Source organism: Glycomyces sp. NRRL B-16210, assembly GCF_000719515.1.
GTDB lineage: Bacteria > Actinomycetota > Actinomycetes > Mycobacteriales > Micromonosporaceae > Glycomyces.
Genome location: NZ_JOGR01000008.1, coordinates 115,138 through 138,321 on the forward strand (window position 1 = coordinate 115,138; position 23,184 = coordinate 138,321).

The following is a 23,184-nucleotide window of genomic DNA, read 5'->3' on the forward strand; positions in this document are numbered from 1 at the left end:
GAATACCGTTCACCTCAGTTCTCACCATTGATGATCGGCAATCCTCATGCATATCGACAGATCCGTGGAAACGTGCGTCGCGATGTGCTGATCCTCGGTCAGAAGTCACGGGCGAAGAGCGGATTGAGTTCGCCTGCCGCGAAGGCCCCCGCGATGAGGATTGCGGTGACCGCCAAGAGCGCCAGGTCCCGGGGGCGCATCCGCAGGTACGCCAGGCGGATGTCGCGGCCCTTCGCGCTCTCCCCGGCGAAGGTGAAGCCCCGGGTCTCCAAGGCCTCCACGGTGGTGCGGGTGCGCTTGGCGGTGTTGAGCATCATCGGGTAGAAGCTGCGCACCAGCGTCAGGCCGATGTGGACCGGCACTCTCCAGGCGAGGAACCCCTTGCGTTCCATTGGGGCCGAACGGAGGCGGTAGCCGTCCACGATCGTGTGGAACTCGTCCATGATGATCGGCAGCATCCGGTACCCGTAGCTCACCCCGAAGCTCAGCAGGGGCGGCGCCTTCATGCTCACCAGCGCGTCCGAGAGCTTCTCCGGGTCGAGCGAGACGAACGCGGCCATGCTCGCGAGCGCCACGATCCCGAGCTTGAGGCTCAAGGTCACCAGCGCGGCCACGGTGTGCAGGTCCCCGTCGAAGAACCACGCCACCGCGAACAGGTACACCGTCTCGGTGACGAGCCCGAACGCGAAGAGTCCCAGCACGAGCGGGCCCACGCGGCACAGCCCGACGGCCACCGCGGTCGCCGCGAAGAGCGCCGCGAGCACGGTGATGTTGTGCGTCAGCCACGGCACCACCGCGAACACCAGGTACCAGCCGATGACCACCCGCGGGTCGAACACCGTGAACAGCCCGCCGCGAGTAGCGTAAGCGGTGCGGAGCAGTTCGAGTTTGACCCATTCGACGGAGAGCACGTCGCGCTGCTTGCGGGCCATCAGCGGCCTCCCGCTAGTGCGGGCGCGAACGCGGCGGTGAACGCGTCCACGCTCAGCGGCGGCGGATGCATGCCCAGTTCCCTGCCGAGGACGCTGATCTGCGGCGGCACCAGGTTCACGCGTTCGCACAGCTCCGCGTCGCCGAACAGCCCCGCGGGCGTGGTGTCGGCGAGTACGCGGGCCTTGCCGAGCACGAGCACGCGCGTGGCCCATTCGGCCACGAGCTGCATGTCATGGGTGGCGACCACGACGCAGCGGATGCGTTCGGCGAGCGCGGCGAGCATGGCGATCACGTCGTTCCTGGTGGCGGTGTCGAGGCTGGCGGTCGGCTCGTCGAGCAGGAGCAGCGCCGGGGCCATGGCGAGACCGATGCCGAGCGTGGTGCGCCGCTGCTGGCCGCCGGAGAGGGTCCGCCCGTCGCGGTCGGCGAACTCGGTGAGCCGCAGTCGATCGAGCACGTCCTCCACGATGGACTCGGCGTCGGGCCTGCGGCGCTGGGTCGGGAACATCGCGATCTCCTGGCGCACCGAGTCGTTGAGGAACATCTGCTCGGGATGCTGGTAGAGGTAGCAGACGCGGTCGGCCAGCCGCGCGGGCTTCACGCTGCGCGTGTCGATCCCGTCGACCTCCACGGTTCCCTTGCGGGGCACGTTCAGGCCGGTGAGCAGTCGCAGCAGCGTCGACTTGCCGGCGCCGTTGGAGCCGACGAGCGCGATCCGCTCGCCCTCGCAAAGCGCGAGGTCGACGTCGTCGAGGACCGTCGACACCTCCGAATGCACGTCCCGGTACCCGTGGGACACACCGGAAAGCCGCGCGATCACAGGCCCCGGTGGTTGCGTCACCGGTTCGGGGACCGGTGCGCCGGGTTCGAGCCCGGCCTCCCGGATTCCCTGCGCCGCTTCGGCGACGGTGAGCGGCACGTCCGTCTCCGGGATCAATCTGGCTGTCGCCGCGATGATCTGCGGCGCGGGGATGCCGTGCTCGGCCAGTTCCTCGCCGCGGCCCAGCGCCTCGCGCACCGGCAGGTGCCAGCGGACCGTCCCGGCGGACATGAGGACCACGCTGCGGGCGTACCGGGCGATGAACTCGGCGTGGTGCTCGATGACCACAATGGTGGTCCCGCGTTCCTTGTTGACGCGCTTGAGCATCCGGTAGGTCTCCTCGGCGCGGGCCGGGTCGAGTTCGGCCACCGGCTCGTCCACCACGATCACCGCCGGGTCCATCGCGAGTACCCCGGCGAGCGCGGTGAGATGCTGCTGCCCACCGGAGAGCTCCCACACGTACTTGCGCGCCAAGTGGTCGATCCCGAGCAGCCGCATGGCCGACTCCGAGCGCTCGCGGTGGTCGGCGAGCCCGAAGTTCACGGGCCCGAAGGCGACGTCCTCGCGCACCGACGGCCTGACCAACTGGTTCCCGAAGTCCTGGTAGACGTACCCGACGCGGTGCGACAGCGCCGCGACCGAGGCGTCCAGCGTGTCCACTCCGTCCACTGTGACCTCACCGGAGAACTCCCCGGACCAGAAGTGGGGGATGAGCCCGTTGAACGCCTTGCACAGGGTGGTCTTGCCCGAGCCGTTCCCGCCGATCACGGCCGTGAAGTCCCCGCGCGCGATGCGCAGGTCCACGCCCTTGAGGGTGGGTTCGGCGGCCCCGGGGTAGCGGAAGGCCAGGCCGGCGGCGGCGATGACGTCGTCCACGGTCAGTCCTCCGACCGGGCCTTGTCGCGGCGGCGCAGTGCCCTGGCGGACAACACGATCCCGATGAACACCGCGACGCACACGGCCACGCTGACCCACAGGAAGCCCAGGCCGTACCGGTCGATGAAGTCCGGTTCCCACAGGCCGAACTTGACGTCGGCGGCCTCCAGGAAGGCGAACACCGCCGACCCGAGCATGAGGAACACGGCGAGCGCGATGAACGCGGCGTTCTGGCGGGCCCGGCCGGGCACCGGGTGCTCGGCGTCGCGGGGCGCCATGCCCATGAGCGGCTCGATCTTGCCGTGCAGGCGCTTCGCGAGGTACGCGGCGGGGATCGCGCCGAAGAGGATGCCGGCGATCACGAAGTCGGAGACGAACGCGAAGCCCTCGATGAGCAGAATGGACTCGGGAAGGCCCTCGACGTACTCGGCGTCCTCGACGCCGACGACGACCTTCGACATGTCGATGACCCCGCCCACGCCCTTGTCGATGAGCACCGCCACCATTGCGGCCGTGGCGACCTGCCACTTTCGGCTCGGGTCGCGAACGAGCGACCCGCCGACGTACAGGCCCAGCGAGAGCTGGAGGAAGCCCTCGATCTCGCCGATGCCGGAGAAGTCGCCCATGAGCAGGTCGACGAACACGATCTCGCCGAGCGGCGCGCCGAGGGCGGCGTAGAGCGGGTGGAAGAGGCTGACCATGACCACCGGCACGAACGCCAGGTAGGCCACCGACAGCTCGACGGGGCCGAGCTTGAACTCGGGCAGCACTTCGGTGAAGATGTTCGCCAGGCCGAAGAGGGTCATCGACAGGACGAACACCATGAGCTTCTGCGAGGAGGTCAGGGACTGCGGGTCGGGCAGGACCCGGCGGACCCCGGGCGGGGCGGTCTCGGTCATGGCTGGGCCTTTCTCAAAGGGGGGTTCGCTTGTTGCAAAGAGGTTCGGCTGCTAGGCGGCGCTTCGCGCGGCCTTCAGGGCTTTGTGGACGGCGGACATGGATTCGAGGACGAGATCGGGGCGGTCGGCGGCCGCATCGAGTTCGCTGGCCGAGGGCGAGCCGCCCTCGACGATCACGGCGGTGCCGACGCCGGCCGCGCGGGCGGCCTTGACGTCGCGCCAAGGCTTGTCGCCGACGAACCAGCACTCGGCGGGGTCGACCCCGAGCGCGCGGGTCGCGGCGAGGACCAGCGCCGGATCGGGCTTGCGGCGGCCCACTTCGTCGGAGTACGCGTTCGCGCCTACGAGGTGCGCCACCCCCGCGTCATCGAGACGGCGGCGGCCTTCTCTGCCGCAGACGGTGTTGGAGACGATGCCCACCAGCACGCCCTCGCTGCGGCACCATTCGAGGAGGTCGACCACGCCTTCGCGAAGGCGCGCACGGGACTTGGCGCGGGCGTACTCCTCGGTGAGTGCCGTGGCCTCGGCCAGCAGCCACTCGCGCGCCGAAGGCGGCAGCGCGGCGGCGGCGTGCTCGCCCCAGAACACGGCGGGCGTGATCTCGCGCCAGACCGGCTCACCGTCCGAACCGGACTCCGGAGTGCGCTTCAGCCGCCGGTAGGCGTCGAGGGCGTAGCGGAGCGCGTCGGCCATGAGCAGGTCGGTGACCTGGTGCCCGGCGGCGCGCAGGCGAGCGGCGGTGCGAACGGTGAAGGCGGCCAGCGCCTCCGGGGTCTTGATGGAGGTGACGAGCACGCCGCCTTGATCCAGCAGCAGTGCACGAGGCACCGAAGCGGCTTCGGGTGCAGGGGGCGTGACCGGGGAGGCGGCGGCGGGCTTCGACTGCGCGAGTGCGGGAACGAGTCCTTCGGGCGTGTCGAAGACGGCGTCGGCCTTGTCCGCCACGGGGAACGGCGGGCGGTCGGTGTGCTTGGAGCGAGTGAGGATCACCGCGCCCGTCCCGGCGCGGCGGCCGGCCTGCACGTCGCGGTCCTGAGTGTCGCCGACGTACCAGCACCGCTCAGGACTCGTGCCGAGCGCGGCGGCCGCGCGGCGGATCATCCCGGGATGCGGCTTGCGGATGCCGACCTCGTCGGAGTACAACTGCACGTCCACCAGGACGTCGAGTCCGAAGCGGCGCATCAGGTTCCGGTGCGAGAGTCCTGAGTGGGCGTTCGAGACGATGCCGACCCGCACGCCGAGACCGCGGGCGAGCCGCAGCAGCTCGGCGGCTCCGGGCCGCACGCGGTGGTCGCTGAGGAGCGGATTGATCGCGGCCATGAGCTCGCGCCCGTCCCCGGCGGCGACGGCCCGTACTGCCTCAGATTGGTCGGCGAGCAGGAAGTCCTCCCACAGCGCGCGGTGCGTCAGCTCGACCGGCTCGATGGTGCGGCTCATGGCGTGCTTCCAGTGCTTGAGCGCGTCGAGTCCGGCCGCCATCGAGGCCTCCACCGCGGCCGCGTCCAGGTCGTGTCCGGCCCGGGAGAGCCGCTCGCGCACCAGTTCCGCTGCGCGCCTGCGGCCCTCGGGGTGCTTCTCGGTCTCGAAGACCACCCCGCCGAAGTCGAGCAGCAGCGCGTCGGGGCGGACGGCGAGGGCCGCGGCGATCGGCTCGGCGGTGGGGGCGGGGGTGGCGGTCACGGGCGCTCCAGTCGTCTCGGGGTTGCATGGCCAGCTTCGGGCCGCCCGGTGACCGAAGGCCCCGCGTCGGGTGAACGAACGCCGAACAGGACTGGAACGTTCCAGATTTCCTGGTGGGAAAGGCCGGACCGGTTTGCGACCCCTGCCGCCGTGCGGTGATGATTGGTCGGTGACCACCAACCGCCGCCGCCCCACGATCATCGATGTGGCCGCGCACGCGGGCGTCTCGAAGTCCCTCGTCTCGCTCGCCCTGCGCGGCGACGACGGCGTGGGACCGGCGACCCGCGACCGCATCCTCCGGTCCGCGGCCGAGCTGGGCTACCGCTCGAACGCCCAGGCGCGCGCCCTCGTTCAGGGTCGCACGGGCCAGATCGGCGTCATCGTCACCGACCTGCGCAACCCGTACCACGCCGAAGTGGCGCTCGGCGTCGAGGAGGCCGCCGAAGTCGAGGGCTTCGGCACCTTCCTCGCGAACGGCCGCCGCGACCCGACCCGCCTTGCGGCCCAAGTCGAAGCGATGATCGGCCACAACGTCGAAGGCCTCATCGTGGTCAGCTCCAGAGTGGACCCTGATGCGCTCGCCGTCGCGGCCAAGCGCCTGCCGATCGTCGTGGTCGGCCGACCCGAGACGACCCCCGAAGGCCTCGACACCGTGTCGAACGACGACATCGACGGAGCAAGACAAGCCGCCGAACACCTCATCAGCCTGGGCCACAAGGACATCGCCTTCGCGACCACCTCAAGTCGCCCGGCGGCCAGGGCCCGCCTCCAGGGCTACGAAGCCGCCCTCCGTTCAGCGGGCCTCACGCCCCGCACCCACCGCGTCCCGGACGAGTCGCGTCACGAGGCGATCGACGCCCTCCTGAGCAGCGGCGCGACCGCGGTCATGGCGAACAACGACGTCCTGGCGATCGAGTGCCTCGGCAGGGCCCACGAACTCGGCCTCCAAGTCCCGGCCCGCCTCTCCCTCATCGGCTACGACGACACCGAACTCGCCGCCCGCTCCTGGCCGCGCCTGACCAGCATCGACCAACACCGCCCGATCCTGGGCCGCACCGCCCTGGCCCTCCTCAAATCCCGCCTGGAAGGCCGCACCGAAGACCGCCACGAAGTCATCCCTCCAACCCTCGTCAAGCGAGACTCGACCGCCGCGCCACATGGGGTCCGCCCCTAACCGGACCGGGGAGTCGTCTGATGCACCCCGCGTCGGTAGCGAACCCGCCCAGGCTCACACCGTGGCGAGCCCGAAAGACCGAACGCCAAGGTGCGAACTGCGCCGCCAACGGCGACGCGGCAACCGTCGGCGGCCCTGCGCCCTACTGGAACTCCCACGCCTACAACGGGGCCGGGAACAGGACCTCGGGCCACCTCCAGCTCGCCGGGCAGCCGAACGCTGAGCGCACCTTCAGCTATCCGAGCGCCGGAGGGGCCCGTCCGCACGCGCCGATCGAGGTCGATTCCGCGACGGGGTTACGCGTATGCCAACCACAACCCGGTGACATACGCGGACCCGACCGGCCTGTTCCTCGGCGGCCTTGCGTCCAAGGCGAAGTCCGCCGTCGACTCGGTCGCGAACCACCGGTGCGACCGACCTCCTTGCCCACAATGCCCAGTACAAGAACGTGTGCGAGCATAATGCCGGTGCCTATAGAACCGTCTTTGTAAAGGACATTTGGGATCTTCGAGTCGCCGGTAGAAGAATCCATGGAGATCCCTCGTACTTCAACGTAGGCATTCAACGCCTGTTGGCCTACTACCGATCGATCAACAAACTGTAGAGGTGGCGAATGATTAGGGATGAGGTGGCGGACCTGGTCAGCAGTGGGCCGTTTCCGTCGGAGGAAGGCACTGTCGAGGAAATTGCGTGGGTGCAGGAACTGCTTCTTCGTATTCTGCCGCCAATCACGGACGAGGAAGCACGTGCGTTGCTTGCGGTGTTCGGGCCTGATTACTGCTACGGGCTCTCTGGGACGTTGGTCCACTTGATTGAGACCGCTCCTGGCATCATGTCAATCGAGTTGCCTCGGGACACCGGCAAGCTCGGCATCGAGCGGCTCATTGCTCGGCGGGAGTTCGGCGAGATGCTGCGTCGACAAGAAGAAGAGGAGTCCGCTGAAGGTCGGTAGCGCACCGATGGTGAGGTCGTTGCGGGGGGATTGGAGTGAGGAGCCTTGCGTTGGGGTTGCTGAGGACCGCTTCATCGAGTTCGAGTCAGTGATCGGCGAGCGTTTACGGTGCGCCGAGCTTGAGGGGTGCGAGACGCCCACGATGCAGGCATGTTCGCAGCCCTGTGTGGACCGCCGCCCTGCGGGGCCTGCGCTGGGTCCTCCTCGATGGCGTCTCCCCTTCGAACCTCGAGATGCCGGCGAGGTCCAGCCATCGCCAACGGCGTCGATCGGCCGCGCTTCGCCGTGAGGCCGAACCGAGAAATAGATGTACGTCGATTGTTGCGCGTCGCAACAAACAATGCTTAACTCGATTAAGAATATGGCCGAGCTGGTATCTCGGCTCCCAATCCGGCTCCGGGGCTCCGCGGCCGGGTGACCCTCACGAAAGGCAGTGGTATGGCAACGGCAGCCAGTACCCGTCAGCGCCGCAGGGCGTTGCGACTCATCCTCGCCGCGATCGCCGCGGTGGCGCTCGCCGCGGGCGGACTCGTCTTCCTCAACCCGGCCCAGGCGCAATCGAACGGCTTCCACGTGGTCGGTTCGGACCTGGTGGACGCCAACGGCAACGTGTTCGTCATGCGCGGCTCCACCCACCCCTACGAGTGGTATCAGCATCAGACGGATGCCATCAGCGACATGAGCGAGCTGGGCGCCAACACCGTCCGCGTCGTCCTCGGCTCCGGCCAGCAGTGGGGCCCGAGCCCGGCCGCCAGCGTCGAGGCGATCATCGCCGACTGCAAGGCGAACCGCGTCGTCTGCGTCCTCGAAGTCCACGACACCACCGGCTACGCCGACGCTTCGGCGCCGGACGCGGCCAGCCTCGACCAGGCCGTCGACTACTGGGTGAGCATCCAGGACGTCCTGGAAGGCGAAGAGGCGTACGTCATCATCAACATCGGCAACGAGCCCTGGGGCAACGAGAACGTCGAGGGCTGGGAACCGGCGATGACGGACGCGATCCAGCGGATGCGCGCGGCCGGCTTCGAGCACACGCTCATCGCCGACGCCCCCAACTGGGGCCAGGACTGGACGAACACGATGCGCGACGGCGAGACCGCCGAGCGGATCTTCGCCGCCGACCCGCTCGCTAACACGGTGTTCTCCGTCCACATGTACAGCGTCTACAGCCAGCCGCAGACCGTGATCGACTACTTCGACGCGTTCGAGGCGAAGGGCCTGCCGCTGATCGTGGGAGAGTTCGGCGAGGACACGCCGACGACGATCGAGGCGGAGGCCGAAGCCCGTGACCTCGGCTGGATCGCGTGGTCGTGGTCGGGCAACACCGGCGGCGACCACGACCAGGTGATCGACTTCGACCCGGCTCAAATGCGACCCTGGGGCGAGCGGGTCTTCCACGGTGCCAACGGGATCGGTGCGACCTCTGAGCGCGCCAGCGTCTTCGGCGACGACCCGGACCCGACGACGCCGGACGACCCGACCACTCCGGACGACCCCACGACCCCGGACGACCCGACGACCGGCCCCGAGGGCGACTGCACGGCCGCGATCGAGGTCGTGAGCGACTGGGGCTCGGGCTGGCAGGGCAACGTCAGCATCACGGCCGACGCGGCCGCCGTCGACGGGTGGACTCTCACGTGGACCTGGCCCGGAACCACCGCGGTCACCTCGTATTGGAACGCCGACCTCACTCAGTCCGGGGCCACGGTGACGGCCTCCGACGTCGGCTGGAACGCCGCCGTCGCCTCCGGCCAGACCCTCCAGGTGTTCGGCTTCATCGGCAGCGACGCGGCGGTCACGCCCGAGGTGACCTGCACGGCGACGTAACAGAGGCACCGCCATGCGCGGATGCGTGCCCCACCCCGGGACGCTCGCACCCGTAGGCGCCGTTTCCGACGGACCAGTCGGAAACGGCGCCGCGGTCGTTCCGGGCGGCCGCGGCGTCAGCGAGCCGTACCCCACGGCTGGCAGGGAATCGATACGATCGAGCACTCCAACCCCCTCGATCCTCTGGAGCCCTTGCCATGTCCCACCCCTTCGAGTCGCCCACCGGATTCTCGAACATGCCCGGCGGCGGGAAGTTCGTCGTGGTCCTGCTGTGGATTCGCTTCGGCCTCGGCATCTGCGCCGCGCTCGGACTCGTCGCCGCAGTGAGTGCCGTCAACGCGATGCCCGCAGCGGCCGAACTGCTCCCTAGCTGGTACACCGGCTTCGTCGCCTTGAGCGTCATTCAAGCGATCGTCTGGGTGATCTTCTACGCCGTGTTCGCGGTGAAGCTCCCGCAGCGCAGCAGCTCCGCCCGAACCGGCGCGATCGTCCTCGAGGTCGTCGGAGTCGCCCTCACCGCACTCGGCTACGCCGTCATGCAGGGCACGTACGCCGACCTCTCCGCGCAGGGCGCCGACTTCACCGGCACCTACCTGGGAAGCTGCCTTGGGCTGGTCCTGTCGATCATCGTCATCGCCATCCTGGCAGGCAACGAGATGAAGCAATGGTGCGACCGCTGAACGGGCGCACGCCACCGAAAAGAACTGGGCACCAAAGGAACGACCTCTGCACGCGACTCCGACCCACGTGACCGGACGGGTCGCTCAGGCGATGCGCTTCTCGACGCCCCGTCGCCAGACCCGTTCGATGGCACGCGCATCCCGCACGTCCTCGGTCGGATCGCCTTCGACCAGAACGAGGTCGGCTCGCAGGCCGGGTTCGATCCGGCCCCGGTCGTCGAGGCCGAAGTGCCGAGCCGGCGCACTGGTGGCCGCCGCCAGCGCTTCGCTAGGGCTCAGGCCCGCCTCGCACAGCAGCACCAGTTCACGGAGCAAGGCGGCGCCGTGCGCGGGGCCGAACGGGGTGGCGTCGGTCCCGGCGAGGATCGGGACCCCGGCGCGGTGGAGACTCGCGATCGCGGCCGCGGCCCTCGCCGAGGCCTCACTGCGCACGGGACCGTCGCCGCCGGTGTGCGCGTCCCGAAGGTGTTGAGGCAGCCGGGGACCGACACGTTCGTCCGCGACGAGCTCGCTTCTGGCACTACCCCCGGTCAGGCCCTCGATGTAGACCAAGGTGCTCACGACGAACACGCCGCTGGCGGCGATGCGCGCGGTGAGCTCGGCCATGGCCGGGTCCTCGTCGGCGAGGTCGGTGAAGACGTGCGCGAGCCCGTCGACCCCGGCGTCGAGCGCCCTTCGTGCGTCGTCGCTCGTCCACACGTGCGCGATAGCAATCAGCCCCGCGGCATGGGCCTCTCTGACGAGGGCCGAGGCGATCTCGGGGGCGAGCACCGGCAGGTTCATCCCTGAATGTGTGCCGTCGTCGATGACGATCTTGACGTAGTCGGCGTGCTCTTCCAAGCGCGCCTTGACGAACGCGCCGGCCTCGGCGGCGGACTCGATCGGTTTGAACGCGTCGGGGCTCTCCCCATAGAAGGCCATGGCCTCCGGGGTGGCGATCTGGAGTGGATGCCCGCCAGGCGGGGTGGCGAGGTGGCCTGCGCTGCGCAGATCGGCGATGTCGTCGCGCTCCGCGGCCAGCGCGCGCAGCCGGGCGTGCGTGTTGGGGAGGCTGAACATGTCGAGCTCGGTGGTGACGCCGAATGCGAGGGCGAGTGCGAGGTCGTCGCCGACCGCGTGGGTGTGGGCGTCGATGAGCCCGGGAAGGAGAGTCTTGCCGGTGGCGCCGATCGTCACGTCGACGGCTCCACCGTCCGGCTCGGCGATGCGGTCGCCGTCGATGAGGATCTCTGCATCTGGACAGACACTGCGGCCGTTGAAGATTCGTGCGTTCTGAATCAGGGTGCGCATGGGCAGCTCCTTACACTCATTGAGAATAATTCGCTTGTTGATAGTACGCCAGATAACTATATTGAGGCGAATAGGATGAGCGCATGAGCGAATCGACCGCGCCCGAGGACCGCATCGACCACATCCTGGCGGCTTGGAAGCGCGAGCGCCCTGACCTCGAGCTCGATCACATGGGACCGATGATGCGGCTGGCCTTCGTCCTCCAGCATGTGATCATGCCCGCAGGCGAGGCGGCGATGGCCGAACACGGTCTCCAGCAGCCCGAGTACGACGTCCTGACCACACTGCGGCGCAGCGGCGAGCCGTACGCCCTGACTCCCTCGGCGTTGTCGGCGGAACTGCTGATGTCTCGCGCGGGCATGACCAAGCGCCTCGACCGGCTCGAAGCCGCCGGGCTCGTGGAGCGCACCCTCGCCCCGGGCGACCGCCGCAGCTTCCGCGTCACCCTCACCGAGTCCGGCAGGAAAGCCGCGGACGCGGCCACGACGGCCGTAGCCCACCGCATCGGCGAGCTCACCGCGAAGATCCCCGAACGCGAACTCGCCCAACTCGACCGAGCCCTGCGATCGCTGATGAGGGACGATTGACGACGTCGAGAGCTCATCGGTCCCACCACCACGCCGAGCCGAGGAAGCAGAGGACCAGGATCGACAGCACGATACCGGTGCAGTCAAACTGGAAGTTGAAGCTCACACCTTCCCGGGCCGCGAACAACGTCACTTGCGCGAGCACCTGGAACCGGATGCTGACGGCTTCCAAAATGAGCACATCCCGGCGCGCCGATGCGGAACGCCCCACGATCCCGACCGCGAATCGCGCGCGCAGTTCCATCGAAGCCGAGCGCCACGCGATGAACTCCTGGCACCGCCGGCCCCTCTTGCAGGCAACTCCTAGGATGACGCCCATGTCAGTGAACGTTCATCTGTATCTCAACGTGAACGACCTCGAGTCACCGGACGAAGCCGACCGTATCGGGACAGAGGTGAACCGCGTCCTGGAACACCACCGGATCGAGTCGTGGATGGAGGTAACCATCGTCCACGAACCGCCCGCCGTCATCGCGCGCAGCGATCCGGCGATCATCGTCAGCAGATTCAGTTTGTGGAGCAAACAGGTAGAAATCGACATCGAAACGTCGATCCGCGCCATCGCACCCAAGGCCCACATCAGCCTCGAGTGGGACCACCCAGACCCGCTGTAACACAGCAGACCTAGCCGCAAATGACGAAAGGCCCGGACCAAACGGTCCAGGCCCTGCTCAACCAGTAGGAGTGACAGGATTCGACCTGCCACCCGTTCGCATCCGTTCTGGATCCATTCTGGTATGTAGGAACAGGTCAAGCCCGGGAATCGCTTCCCGGGCCTGACCTGTGTGTTCTTGCAGGCCTCATCGAGGCCTATGCGAACCTATTTCCCCAGGTTACGGCCCTGCATAGCCGCCTGATGTCGGTAACACCCACGAAAACGACTTCACCCGCGGCCGGAGACGGGTAGATCGCACACGATCAGCCTTGCTTATGATCCAGCCGCCAGCGGCGAAGCGGGCCTCCCAGTTCCGGATCGAACCGTGCGGATGCCGAACACCGCACCGCCGCCACAGTCCACATCCCTTGCCTGATCGCAGCCATCACCCGCTTCCGCAGCGTCTCTTGCTGCTACGGCGAGAGCCTGCGCATGCCCGCCCCAGAACATCACCCACACCAACAAGAGGCGACAGTCAACCGATTAAGTAACTCAATATAGGCGCCGCGGTCGGCCCAGCGGGCATACCGCCGGGCCGACCAGGTGCGTCAGTCCTCGACGTCATTGATCAGGTTGCTGCGAAGAGGGGTGACTCCGCCGAACGGCCCGTCCGCCGCTTCCTCAAGCCAAGCTGATTCGCGTGGCCGTGGTAGCGACTCGCGTAGTCGCATGAACTGCTGCAGATGGTGCGGGCCGATGACGACAAACCGCACGCCGGCCTTCTCCCGCAATTCGTCGACCAGTCGCTCGTTCGCGCCGATTGGGATAGAACCCTGGTGCTGTATCCAGCCGACGGGCTTCCGGTCCTGGGTGACCAGTACGATCGGTTTGCCGTCGCTCCGTTCCCGTGCGAATTCGATCAGCTGCATCCAGATGATGAAGTCTCCGGCCAGCTCGTTGCCGCCACCGTTTCGGCCCGCGGCATAGCTTGGCGGTCGCCCGGCTTTGTGGCGTACCCCGTGCTCCTCGTTCCACTTCGCCAATTCGCCGGAGGTGGGACTATTTCCGATCCTGCCGCTGATGAGTCGGCGAATCCCCTGGTCGATGGATCGGGCGATCGGAGCCGCAGCTTGACCGTGAAGTAGGTCTAGTGAGCTTCTCTCATCGTGACTGGCGTTCTTGATGGTTGAGGGTGGCGATGGCGCGGGCGATGTGGGTGGCCCGGTGGGGATCGCAACGGAGTTTCCGCAGGATGCGCCACTTTTTGAGTTCCGCGAACATCCGCTCGCCGGGACCACGCAGCCGGGCGTGGAGCCGGTTGTGTGCCTTCTGGTACTCCGGCTTGCCCTTCCCTTTGTAGGGCGTGACCACCAGATCATGGTCAAGTCCCTGGTAGCCCTTATCGCCGAGCGCGAACAGGCCGTGCTCGCGCAGCAGGCGCGGGAGCTGCCAGATCCGGGCGGCGGCGGTGTCGTGGATCGAGCCGCGGATCGCTCCGGAGATCCACAGCAGGTTGCCGTCGGCATCGGCGACCGCCTGGAGGTTCATCCCACGCGAGCGGTGTTTGACCTGATAGTCGGGGCGGTCGGTGCGGATGAGGATGCCGTCGAGGATCACGAAGCTCCTCCCCAAGCGTCTGGCTTTTCGCAGGCCGGCCCGGAGCTTCGGTGCCTGGGCGCTAAGCAGGTCGATGGTCTCGTGCACCCGGCGGGCGGCCGTGGCTCGCGAGATCCCGAAGCCGGGGGCGAGCTGGTCATAGGTGTGGCCTTGATGCATGTAGGCCAGGGTCAGCAATGCTTGCTGACCTGGATCGATAGCCCGCCAGCGGGACCGGATCGCTTTGCGGTGGGCGCGGATGAGGCGGGCGGTGAAGTTCAGGGTACGAGTCGACAGCGGCAGTGCGGCCTGGTACAACAGCATCAGGGAGCTCCTGGGAGACAACGAGTTTGGCGACTGTTGTTGTACCAGGAGCTTCTTCGTTGCTGCGCAACGGAACTCACTCACGATGAGAGAGGTTCAGTGAAGTCCTGGACAGGAATGCGAGCGTCTGTGTTTCGGCGTTTCTTTGGCTGAGGATCGTGTCATGCAGCAACTCCCCGTCCGACTGCGAGTGCAGCGCAATGGTTGTCACGAGTTTGGACAGGTCAGCAAAATGTGCTTTCGCCTCATCGAGTTTGCTGCTGATGTGATCACGGTGGACTGCCCGAACGGAATCGTGGTGGCGTTCGTATTCGCACAAGACCTGGTGGGGGATCAGCAGGCGCTCACGCATGCTGAACAGCGCCTTGAACAAAGCTTCTCGCTGCCACAGTTCAGGTGTGCGAAACGGCTTCAGCAGGATGTTGGTGTCGTAGACGATGTGCCCGGTCTCCAGCGCGGGGATGACCGTGTTCAGGTTGAGATGCCACCGCGACACTTCGGGATCGTCGAGCGGATTTGGTTTGCCGGGCACGAGCGCTCCTGCGGGCCGGGATCAATGGTCGCGGAAGTGAGGATGCACCGCAACGCGAATCCCGATACTATACTAGTTCGTGCGAGTGCGGGTCACATCGAATCGACTGCAGGAGAAGGTATGTGGATGACGTAACAGTGGACGGCATTGAGATCCAAGATGACAACAGTCTGGCACCACTGGATGATGTTGAAGGCGCTGCTGAGTTTCACGCCCCCGAAGACGGAACGCTGCCGGGCACCATGCCCGTTGTCCGCTATCTCGTGTCTCCTTTCGCCCCGGTCTACCGGCTGATACTCGACGTCCTGCTGGAAGAGGAATCGATGCTCGGCCTCCATCTATCCACCGCGCAAATCGGAGAAAGGGTCACCACCCTGCTCAAAGGGCGCTTGCAGAAGGACGACCTACCGGCAATGGATGACCTGCTCGGGAGGCTCTTCGTCTGGGGGAACGTCGATCGGATTTACAACACCCATCGAAAAGACACCGCGGCCGAGTACCTGAAGCGCGACTACCTCTACCAGCTCACCTCGGCAGGAGCAGAAGTCCACCAGGCCCTGCGCCGGATCGACTCGGAGCTCGGCAATACCGGTGCGCTGCAGTCATCGATGCTTCCGGAGGTGCTCAACGCACTTCACGCGCTTTGCAATGCCCTCGACACGGGTAGACCTGGGGCCAAGAAACTCGACCTTCGCGCCTCGTACGCCGCGCTCCAGCGGATAATCGCCGGGTTCACAGTACTCGCGGACAACGCCAAGCGATTCGTGCAGGGACTCAACGCGGTGATGGAGACCAGCTCCAGCCTCACCGAGGACCTGTTCGTCGCCTACAAGGACGAAGTCGTGCTGTACCTCCGCACCTTCGTCATGACTCTCGTCCGGTACAGCGCTCCGATCGCACACGCCATCAACGACGCGGAAGCGCGCGGCCTCCACGTGCACCTGATCGACCTCGCGCATCTCGAAGCCGCTCCAGCCCTCGGCATGTCCATGGACGAGGTCGCCGAACACGATGCTCTCGTCCTTCACACCCAATGGGAGGGGCTTCGGAGCTGGTTTTTCGGGACCTCCGACCGCCTTCCGATTACAACCGCGCTGCAGGACCGGGCTGCCGATGCGGTCAGCCGCATAGTGGCAATCGTCCGCAAGATCAACGAGCTTCGGTTCCGCCGGGTCGATCGCGCCTCCGACTTTCTCACCCTCGCCGCATGGTTCGCTGGCACGGAGGATGCCGCTACGCGTGCCTCACTGTGGCGGAGCGCCTTCGGCATGTACTCGGCTCGACACTTCGGTGCCCCGCACGACGCAACCACCGGACGTGAAAACCGACCGAACGCCAGTTGGTGGGAGGCACCCGCAGCCCCGGTGGAGCCACGACTGCGCACGCAAGGCCCTCGCGCGGGAACCGGGCGGCCGAGCCGTCTCGCGAACCCGAAGGACGCCAAGCGCCGGCTCGCCGGGAAGCGCGCCGCGCAGCAGGCGACCCGCGAGCTGGCGATTGCGAAGCTCACCGGATGCACTCCCACACTGGTTTCGGAGCTGCCGGTCCTCGACGCCGTCGAGACCGACCTGTTCCTCCAGTGCCTGCGCACCGTTCTCACGGTGAAGAAGGACGCCTCCGGGGTACGGCAGGTTCGCACTTCGGACGGCCGACTTTCCATTACCCTGCGCGAGTGCGGAGACGGGGCCGGATCTGCGACGACTGCGGTGATCTCCTCGGCGCGCGGGTCGATCGCCATGGAAGACCTCGAAATCGACCTCGTCGACCTGGCCGGGAGTGTCCGATGAGCGAGGAAATCGATCGTGACGAGCTGCGGAGAGCCGCTCGGACGCTGCTTATCCGACCGCTGCTTCGGTCAGGCGGCCCAACCGCAGGGATCGCCGCGACCATCAGGAAACCGCAGCATCAGAGGCTGCTCCAGCAGTGGTTCGAACGGAACCTCGGCTGGAATTTGATCGTCGACAGGGACGTCATACGGCTGCACAAAATCCCCGCGATGCCTGCAGCGCATCCAGAAGATGCACCCGATCAGCGAGTCTGCGTCCTCTACTGCCTGGCCGCAGCGGCCTTGGAAGATTGCGGCGAGCAGACTGTTATCACGGAGATCGCCAAGAAGATCGCCGACTTGTGCGTAGCCAGACCGGAGCTTGGGAAGTATGACGACACGACCTTCAGCGAGCGCCGGTCACTCGTGGAGGCCATCAGACTGCTCGTCAACCACGGGGTACTCGTCCCGACCCGAGGAGACGGGGCGACCCAGCTGGACGAGAAGCAGTACATCAAGGGAGACGGCGACGCCATATACGACGTCGAGCACCGCAATGCGGCCCTGCTGCTCGCCAGTCCAGTGCCCCCGAACCGTGCCAAGCGCCCCGGCGATCTGATCCGGGAACCGGTCTCCGACACTGCGGAAGGCGCGAACAGGCACCGCCGGCACCAGTTGATGCGACGCCTCGTCGACGAACCCGTCATGCACTTTGACGAACTCGACGAAGACGTGTGGGCCTATTTCAAGAACCAGCGGCATCTGCTCGTCAGTGAACTCACCGATATGCTCGGATCCAGTGTCGAACTCCGCATTGAAGGGGCAGCGCTGGTGGACGACGACCTCACCGATATTCCGTTCCCACGCGACCGAACCCCGCAGTTCGCGGCCCTGCTCCTGGCAGAGGCTATCGCCGAGCAACCGCACCCGGTCGACGAGCCCGTGCCTGTCCACGTCCTCGAAACGGCCGCAGAGCATATCTGCGACCAAATTCGAATGCGCAACATCAAAACGATCGAAGGCAAGGACCTCACTCCCGAGGCCGCCCTCGGCACGGCGCTCAAAGCGCTCAAGGGCATGCGCCTGGTCACCGAAACCCCTCTGGGGGTGTTCGCGAAGCCGGCTCTCGGCCGGTTCAGGGCTCCTGCAAGGCGGGCCCCGCACACCCCAGAGCCGACTCTTTGGCCGCAAGAAGGAGACAGTAGCGATGGGAACTGAGGATCGGCTACGGTCGGCATTCGATGCGATCAAAATGGGCATGCCTCCGGTGCCGACTTCGACGCGGTTCAAGCCCCTCAGGATGGGACTCGTCGGCATCTGGCAGTACGTGGTGCAGGAGTTCTACTTCCATGACGGTCGGTTGGTCCTTCTCGGGCGCAACGGGAGCGGCAAGACCAAGGCCCTGGAGGTCACCAGCCCGTTCCTGTTCGACGCCAACCTCACCGCTCGGCGGCTCGACCCGTTCGGACACGCCTCCCGCTCAATGCGAGACAACCTCCTGTTCGACGATCGCAAGCACCAGATCGGCTATGTCTGGTGCGAATACGGCCGCATCACCGAGACCGGGCTCCCCGACTACCTGACGATCGGTGCCGGGCTGCGCGCACAGGCCTCACGTCCTGGTTCACCCGAGTCCTGGTACTTCCTCAGCCCGCGGCGGGTAGGGGTCGACCTAGAGCTCTACGACTCTTCATTGACAGTGGCTGGCAAGGACGAGCTGTCGCAATGGCTCGCTGACGGAGAGGTGTTCTCCACCGCGGAAGGGTATCGGCAGGCCGTTGGTGAACGGCTCTTCGGGATGACCGCCCCCCGCTACAAGTCGCTGGTGGAGCTCCTGCTCACCATGCGACGACCAAAACTCAGCGAGAACTTCGGTGTCCAGAAGCTGGCGGAAACGATCAGTGAAGGACTGCCACCGGTCGACCCAACCCTCATCGATGAACTCGCCCGCGGTTTCGACGAACTCGCGCGCGACCGTGAGGATCTCGAGGACCTGGAGCGGGTCGGGCGTGTAGTGAAGCAGTTCCTGGAGGCTTACCAGGCCTACGCTGAATGCATGGTCCGGCACTATGCAGCAGATCTGCGAAGGGCCGTAACCCGCTACGACGACGTCACCCGCCGCAAACGCGAAGCCGAACAGCAACTGTCGCACACCGAGGCCGTCATTCGAGAGCTTCACAAACGAACGGGCCAGCTGAATCGGGCCGTCGTCGAACAGCACGCCAAGGTCAACGCGCTCGAACACCGCCCCGAGCTCGAAGAGCAAGCCGCGCTTATTGCACTCAACGAGCAAGCGCAAAAAGCGGAAGACCAGTCGGCCCGCGCCGCTGCCCGTCTCGCGGAAGCCGAACGCGAGCACGACCTCACCGCGATCGAACTGCAGCAGGCTGAAACTCAGGTCGAGGACGCGGAAGATCAGTTCACCGGTGCTGAGCAGGCCGCAGCGGCAACCGCTGAATCCTGTTTGCTGCAGGACGAGCACGCCGTGCACTCCAGGCGCCTGCTCTCTGACCTCGAGGCGGCCAGACGGCTACTCGTCTCCGTTGTGGAATCCCGCCGCGCGGCGGTACGGAATGCGAGGAAATTGCGGCAGCAAGTCGACCAAGCCCAAGCCGAGTTCGATCGGGCCCAGGGTTCACTGGACGACCTCCTCGCGCGGAAGGAAGACCTCGCCCGCGCGGTCGTCACTCGGCAGGCAGAGCTCTCAGCTGAGATCGAGGCCGTCACCACCGCGCTGTTGTCATGGGCCGACGACTGCCGTGAACTGCAGATTCCCGCCGACACCCGGGCTCGGATGCTCACTGGGATCGAGCGGGCCGGCCAGCCCGGCATCGAGTCTCCCCAAGCGCTGGCGAGGATGCTCGCTGCCACGGCCGAGACCGAGCTGCTTTCTGCGGCAGCGCAGCTCGATGCACAGCTCGAACGCCTCCGTGCAGAACATCGCGACCTGATTGACCTGCGCCGCCGGATCGCACAGGATGAGGACTCGCCCCCTCCCGTTCCAAACGCCCCCAGACGAGACCGTGACGCGGAGCCGGTCCCTGGTGCACCGCTCTGGCGCATTGTCGAATTCGATTCGAGCATTCCGGAGGACCATCGGGCCAACATCGAGACCGCCATGCTCGGGGCCGGTCTGCTCGACGCCTGGATCACCCCGGACGGAGCCATGCTGCGTCCAGAGACCCTCGAAACCCTGCTGGATACCCGCCGTGGCAGGCACTATGAGCGGACGCTCACCTCCGTACTCGCCCCGACCGAACAGGATGACGTACCGGTCGAGACGATCGCCGCGGCATTGCGCTGCATTGGATACCACGATCAGAGCCCGGAACCGGGCACTGATCCGGCCCAGGCCGACTGGATCAGCGGGGACGGCGGCTGGGCACTCGGACCACTCCGAGGCCGTACCGAAGGGCAGCCCGCCAGCTATATCGGTGCCGCCGCACGAGCCGCTGCGCGGCTGCGGCGCCTTCGCGACATCGACCGACAGCTCGATGAACTCGATTCCCATCTCAGGGACACCCGCGAACGACACGACATCCTCAAACAGAGGATCGCTCGGCTCCGGCACGAACGGGACACCTGCCCGAGCGAAAGCACGATCCTTGCCTGCTCGATGCGCCTCGACGACCTGCTCGACCGAGCTGCCGAACTCAACGGCGACATCAGACAAGCCGAAGCCCGCTGCACTACCTGCGCAGAACGTCTGCAGTCCTTCACGACAGCGCTCAGCGACTACGCCCGCGGCAACTACGTCGGCATCACTGCTGAATCGATGGACGCGCTCGATCGGAATTTGACCCGATACCAGGAGCGGCTCTTCGACACGTTCACGCAGGCGAGTCGCTACCTCTTGTGCTGTTCCCACGCCGAATCTCAGCGCTCCAGATTCGAACGGGCTCTGACGCGTCGCGAAAAGGCAACCGAGGAGCATGACCGCCTCACCGAGGATGCGATTGCGCTCCGGTCCCAGTACGAGACCCGTCACCAGCTCGTCGGAGCCGACATCGACCACGTCCTCGCCGAACTCGCGGCGGCGCACCAGGAGGTCAAACGGCTTCAGGCCGAGCGGGTGACCACCGATGCCGAGATACGGGAAGCGACCGAGCGGCGTGGAGCGGCTCGAGCCACACTTGAGTCCGTTGAAGAACAGCGGCGAGAACGCGAATCCGAGCGTTCAACCGCCATGGCGGAGTTCGAGCGGTTGCGAACCTACAGTTTCCTCGCGCTCGCGGCGGTTCCCGGTCTGCACGAGGCCCCTGGGCATATCACCGTCAGCCGAGAAGACGCTCGTGCGGCTGAGCAGCACCTGCAGCACGTCGATATCAGCAAGGAGTCGCGAGACCAAGCCAGGAACAACGTCGACGAACAGTTCCGGGCACTGCAGCTGGGGATATCAGGTTCAGACTGGAATCCCTGGGGATCCAACGAGGGCGAGCTTTTCATCGTCAAAGTGACCCACAACGGCGAAGACCAGGACGCGCCCCGTATCAGCGCGATCATCGAAAACGAGATCGCCACTCGCAAGACGTACCTCGACGAGCAGGAACGCAAGCTCTTCGCAGAGGTTCTCATCGGGCGTGTAGGCGAGCACCTGCGCGACTGCAGGGCACGTGCCATGAAGCTATACGAAGTCATGAACGACCTCCTCTCTAAACGCCGTACAGCGTCCGGGCGGCAGATGCGGCTGCTCTGGGAAGCCGATGAAGACGCCGGGCCACGAGTTCAGCGGGCGCTCGACATCTTCGACCGGCAGTCTATGGATCTTCTTACCGACGAAGCCCGAGCCGAACTCGTCGACTTCCTCACCGACCGGGTCCGTGAGACCCGAGAGGCCGACCGGGAAGGCGACTGGCGTGAGCACCTGCGCGAAGCACTTGACTACCGCCAGTGGTCACGATTTCGGATCCAGATACGCGACAATACGAGAGACAATTGGACGACTCTGACGGATGCGAAGCACCGACAGGGCTCCGGCGGTGAGAAAGCCGTGATGCTCCAACTGCCACTCTTCGTCGCCGCGGCCGCGCACTACGTGGGAGCAGCCCCAACCGCACCGCGTCCGATCTATCTTGACGAAGCCTTCGCGGGCATCGATGCGGAAATGCGAGGTGAATGCATGAAGCTTCTGGTCGATCTCGACCTTGACTTCGTTCTGGCGAGTCATGACGAATGGGGCTTCCACGAGGAAGTACCTGGACTGGTCACTTACAGCCTGTTCCGCGACCCATCCGAACCCGGCGTGCTCGCAACACCATTCCTCTGGGACGGCACCGCCAGCAGCGAACTGCGCGATCCGATGCTCAATGATGACGAAGGCATGTTCGGAAACGGAGAAGGGCTATTCGATGCAGGAATTTCCTGAGGCGGTGCTTGTCTGGGCTGCCAAGCCAGGTCCGGTGAAGTTCCTTGCAGCCCTCCGCAAACACCTCGAACGAGGCGGCAAGGCGCAGACAACACTGCCCTTCGGCAAAGACCCTCTGACCCAAGAAGAACAGCTTCAACTGGGTGAACTGTTCGGCACTCGGCTCAACATGATCACCGCGGCCAAGGTAAACCTGCGCCAGGTTCGTCGGCAACTCGAGGACCGCGGCATTGAATTGGAGGACCTCGATCAGGCAGTGAACGGACCGTTGGTCACGCAGTCCGAGTCCAAACACGAACGCGAAGTACGGAAACAGCTTGAGGTGGCCAGATGCCGCCTCGACCTGGTCACGGAGATGCTCCCGCACTCGGATCTGGACCAGGAACGTGAACTCCTACTCAACCTGCCACTGCGGCCCGTGCACCAAGTCCCTCCCACATCCGCGACCGGCACCAAGTACTGGTTCCCTTACGATGCGGCCGTCCGCTCCACCGCAGCCTGGTTGAAGTGGCATCTTCGGGAGGACCGCCCGATCCCCGAGGGAACGCTCCTAAACGAGGCGTTCGGAAACGTCAAGTCAGAGCGAATGGCCGCCGCCGGCAGGATCGCCTTCCAGAACCTGAACGGTCATTCCTACGACGTGCTGGTGGATCGTGCCGAATCCGAAATTCGGCTCAGCGGCCCATTGGTGTGGGAGATCGACGATCCCGCCGCCGATGCTCGCGTCGCCTATCCTTGGGTGAGTGTGCCTGGAAGAAGCATCCGCAAGCTCGGCCGGAGAAGCGGGGACCTGGACGGTCTGCTCCTGATCGAAAACCAGGAGACCTTCCAGCAAATCGGCCAGGAAACCGGGGTGGGCCAGCGCTGGCTCTGCATTTGGAGTCAGGGCTATGCGAGTGATGACTTGATTGAATTCGTCAAGCTGTACAGCCATCTGCCGGTAGCGGCATGTTGCGACCTTGATCCTCCAGGGATCGGGATTGTCGAGGACCTGTCGAAGCGGCTCGGATTCAGAGTCAACCCGGTAGGAATGAACGCTGACGCGTGGCGACGATCCAAGAAGATGAAGGAATCAGCGCAGAAGCGCGAAATCTGGGCGGCAGAGGCGGCGGCCCTGCAGGATATCTGCCATGAGGCACTCCGTCCGCTGGCTGCGGCCATCGCCGAAACTGGTGAACGTGTCGAGCAGGAGGCGATGGACCTCTACTGGGAGCTGATCGAGACTATGTCTATCCAACTTGATGCCTTGCTACTCCAGTCGCCAGCAAGTCAGAGCGACTGAAGGACTG

Annotated in this window: 19 protein-coding genes; 10 read left to right on the forward strand and 9 right to left on the reverse strand. The window is 66.0% G+C overall.

Features of this window, described 5'->3' with window-relative positions:
- Nucleotides 1-98: 98 nt before the first annotated feature.
- The 4 genes from IF12_RS0113025 to IF12_RS0113040 are packed head-to-tail and all read right to left on the reverse strand — an operon-like array spanning nucleotide 99 to nucleotide 5,208.
- The gene (locus IF12_RS0113025; RefSeq protein ID WP_030158829.1) at nucleotides 99-932 is read right to left on the reverse strand and encodes an energy-coupling factor transporter transmembrane protein EcfT; all 834 of its coding nucleotides are present in this window, start codon (nucleotides 930-932) and stop codon (nucleotides 99-101) included.
- Nucleotides 932-2,635, reverse strand: a complete 1,704-nt coding sequence (locus IF12_RS0113030; RefSeq protein ID WP_051704355.1) for an ATP-binding cassette domain-containing protein — start codon at nucleotides 2,633-2,635, stop codon at nucleotides 932-934. Before IF12_RS0113030 ends, IF12_RS0113025 begins: the two co-directional genes overlap by 1 nt.
- Nucleotides 2,632-3,528: a hypothetical protein gene (locus tag IF12_RS0113035; RefSeq protein ID WP_030158833.1), complete on the reverse strand. Its 897-nt coding sequence runs from the start codon at nucleotides 3,526-3,528 to the stop codon at nucleotides 2,632-2,634. Before IF12_RS0113035 ends, IF12_RS0113030 begins: the two co-directional genes overlap by 4 nt.
- A 51-nt stretch (nucleotides 3,529-3,579) precedes the next feature.
- Complete coding sequence (locus IF12_RS0113040; RefSeq protein WP_051704341.1) at nucleotides 3,580-5,208, reverse strand: HAD family hydrolase; 1,629 nt, start codon at nucleotides 5,206-5,208, stop codon at nucleotides 3,580-3,582.
- Nucleotides 5,209-5,377: 169 nt separating this feature from the next.
- On the opposite strand from IF12_RS0113040, the gene IF12_RS0113045 reads away from it, so the two are divergent.
- The 4 genes from IF12_RS0113045 (at nucleotide 5,378) to IF12_RS0113060 (ending at nucleotide 9,841) form a co-directional block, all read left to right on the forward strand.
- Nucleotides 5,378-6,382 carry a LacI family DNA-binding transcriptional regulator gene (locus IF12_RS0113045; RefSeq protein ID WP_030158837.1) on the forward strand — a complete coding sequence of 335 codons (1,005 nt, stop codon included), beginning with the start codon at nucleotides 5,378-5,380 and terminating at the stop codon, nucleotides 6,380-6,382.
- Nucleotides 6,383-7,010: 628 nt separating this feature from the next.
- Nucleotides 7,011-7,334: a hypothetical protein gene (locus IF12_RS24170; protein WP_133884177.1), complete on the forward strand. Its 324-nt coding sequence runs from the start codon at nucleotides 7,011-7,013 to the stop codon at nucleotides 7,332-7,334.
- A gap of 438 nt (nucleotides 7,335-7,772) precedes the next feature.
- A complete protein-coding gene (locus IF12_RS0113055) occupies nucleotides 7,773-9,161 on the forward strand; it encodes a cellulase family glycosylhydrolase (RefSeq protein WP_051704343.1) in 1,389 nt (462 codons plus the stop codon).
- A gap of 197 nt (nucleotides 9,162-9,358) precedes the next feature.
- Entirely contained in the window at nucleotides 9,359-9,841 is a 483-nt protein-coding gene (locus IF12_RS0113060; protein ID WP_030158843.1) for a hypothetical protein, read from the forward strand.
- Between the two features lie 84 nt (nucleotides 9,842-9,925).
- On the opposite strand, the gene IF12_RS0113065 is transcribed toward IF12_RS0113060, so the two are convergent.
- Nucleotides 9,926-11,131, reverse strand: coding sequence for an amidohydrolase family protein (locus IF12_RS0113065; RefSeq protein ID WP_030158845.1), 1,206 nt, complete (start codon nucleotides 11,129-11,131; stop codon nucleotides 9,926-9,928).
- An 83-nt stretch (nucleotides 11,132-11,214) separates the two neighbouring features.
- Here IF12_RS0113065 and IF12_RS0113070 point away from each other — a divergent pair, with 83 nt between their 5' ends.
- On the forward strand, nucleotides 11,215-11,718 hold the full coding sequence (locus IF12_RS0113070) for a MarR family winged helix-turn-helix transcriptional regulator (RefSeq protein ID WP_030158848.1): 504 nt from the start codon (nucleotides 11,215-11,217) through the stop codon (nucleotides 11,716-11,718).
- Between the two features lie 13 nt (nucleotides 11,719-11,731).
- Here IF12_RS0113070 and IF12_RS0113075 read toward each other — a convergent pair whose 3' ends face one another.
- Nucleotides 11,732-12,037: a hypothetical protein gene (locus IF12_RS0113075; RefSeq protein ID WP_030158850.1), complete on the reverse strand. Its 306-nt coding sequence runs from the start codon at nucleotides 12,035-12,037 to the stop codon at nucleotides 11,732-11,734.
- On the opposite strand from IF12_RS0113075, the gene IF12_RS0113080 reads away from it, so the two are divergent.
- Nucleotides 12,036-12,332, forward strand: a complete 297-nt coding sequence (locus tag IF12_RS0113080) for a hypothetical protein (RefSeq protein WP_030158852.1) — start codon at nucleotides 12,036-12,038, stop codon at nucleotides 12,330-12,332. The genes IF12_RS0113075 and IF12_RS0113080 overlap by 2 nt on opposite strands.
- Nucleotides 12,333-12,921: 589 nt before the next feature.
- Here IF12_RS0113080 and IF12_RS0113085 read toward each other — a convergent pair.
- From IF12_RS0113085 to IF12_RS0113095, 3 genes are all read right to left on the reverse strand, one after another.
- Complete coding sequence (locus IF12_RS0113085; RefSeq protein WP_231492598.1) at nucleotides 12,922-13,545, reverse strand: PIN-like domain-containing protein; 624 nt, start codon at nucleotides 13,543-13,545, stop codon at nucleotides 12,922-12,924.
- Nucleotides 13,475-14,233, reverse strand: coding sequence for an IS5/IS1182 family transposase (locus IF12_RS0113090; RefSeq protein ID WP_030158856.1), 759 nt, complete (start codon nucleotides 14,231-14,233; stop codon nucleotides 13,475-13,477). Before IF12_RS0113090 ends, IF12_RS0113085 begins: the two co-directional genes overlap by 71 nt.
- Nucleotides 14,234-14,309: 76 nt before the next feature.
- Nucleotides 14,310-14,765 (reverse strand): PIN-like domain-containing protein, encoded by a 456-nt coding sequence (locus IF12_RS0113095; protein ID WP_133884179.1) that lies wholly within the window; start codon nucleotides 14,763-14,765, stop codon nucleotides 14,310-14,312.
- Nucleotides 14,766-14,887: 122 nt separating this feature from the next.
- On the opposite strand from IF12_RS0113095, the gene IF12_RS0113105 reads away from it, so the two are divergent.
- The 4 genes from IF12_RS0113105 to IF12_RS0113120 are packed head-to-tail and all read left to right on the forward strand — an operon-like array spanning nucleotide 14,888 to nucleotide 23,177.
- On the forward strand, nucleotides 14,888-16,552 hold the full coding sequence (locus IF12_RS0113105; RefSeq protein ID WP_133884180.1) for a TIGR02677 family protein: 1,665 nt from the start codon (nucleotides 14,888-14,890) through the stop codon (nucleotides 16,550-16,552).
- The gene (locus tag IF12_RS0113110) at nucleotides 16,549-17,748 is read left to right on the forward strand and encodes a TIGR02678 family protein (protein ID WP_051704344.1); all 1,200 of its coding nucleotides are present in this window, start codon (nucleotides 16,549-16,551) and stop codon (nucleotides 17,746-17,748) included. Before IF12_RS0113105 ends, IF12_RS0113110 begins: the two co-directional genes overlap by 4 nt.
- Nucleotides 17,738-21,895 carry a TIGR02680 family protein gene (locus tag IF12_RS0113115; protein WP_081913563.1) on the forward strand — a complete coding sequence of 1,386 codons (4,158 nt, stop codon included), beginning with the start codon at nucleotides 17,738-17,740 and terminating at the stop codon, nucleotides 21,893-21,895. Before IF12_RS0113110 ends, IF12_RS0113115 begins: the two co-directional genes overlap by 11 nt.
- Nucleotides 21,840-23,177 (forward strand): Wadjet anti-phage system protein JetD domain-containing protein, encoded by a 1,338-nt coding sequence (locus tag IF12_RS0113120; RefSeq protein WP_197034708.1) that lies wholly within the window; start codon nucleotides 21,840-21,842, stop codon nucleotides 23,175-23,177. Before IF12_RS0113115 ends, IF12_RS0113120 begins: the two co-directional genes overlap by 56 nt.
- Nucleotides 23,178-23,184 lie beyond the last annotated feature (7 nt).

Bases quoted from the DNA above. Each gene is read 5' to 3' on its own strand.
- IF12_RS0113065 (WP_030158845.1), bottom strand. From the start codon at position 11,131: ATGCGCACCCTGATTCAGAACGCACGAATCTTCAACGGCCGCAGTGTC.
- IF12_RS0113025 (WP_030158829.1), bottom strand. From the start codon at position 932: ATGGCCCGCAAGCAGCGCGACGTGCTCTCCGTCGAATGGGTCAAACTC.
- IF12_RS0113120 (WP_197034708.1), top strand. From the start codon at position 21,840: ATGACGAAGGCATGTTCGGAAACGGAGAAGGGCTATTCGATGCAGGAA.
- IF12_RS0113080 (WP_030158852.1), top strand. From the start codon at position 12,036: ATGTCAGTGAACGTTCATCTGTATCTCAACGTGAACGACCTCGAGTCA.
- IF12_RS0113115 (WP_081913563.1), top strand. From the start codon at position 17,738: ATGGGAACTGAGGATCGGCTACGGTCGGCATTCGATGCGATCAAAATG.
- IF12_RS0113035 (WP_030158833.1), bottom strand. From the start codon at position 3,528: ATGACCGAGACCGCCCCGCCCGGGGTCCGCCGGGTCCTGCCCGACCCG.
- IF12_RS0113090 (WP_030158856.1), bottom strand. From the start codon at position 14,233: ATGCTGTTGTACCAGGCCGCACTGCCGCTGTCGACTCGTACCCTGAAC.
- IF12_RS0113075 (WP_030158850.1), bottom strand. From the start codon at position 12,037: ATGGGCGTCATCCTAGGAGTTGCCTGCAAGAGGGGCCGGCGGTGCCAG.
- IF12_RS0113060 (WP_030158843.1), top strand. From the start codon at position 9,359: ATGTCCCACCCCTTCGAGTCGCCCACCGGATTCTCGAACATGCCCGGC.
- IF12_RS0113055 (WP_051704343.1), top strand. From the start codon at position 7,773: ATGGCAACGGCAGCCAGTACCCGTCAGCGCCGCAGGGCGTTGCGACTC.
- IF12_RS0113070 (WP_030158848.1), top strand. From the start codon at position 11,215: ATGAGCGAATCGACCGCGCCCGAGGACCGCATCGACCACATCCTGGCG.
- IF12_RS0113110 (WP_051704344.1), top strand. From the start codon at position 16,549: ATGAGCGAGGAAATCGATCGTGACGAGCTGCGGAGAGCCGCTCGGACG.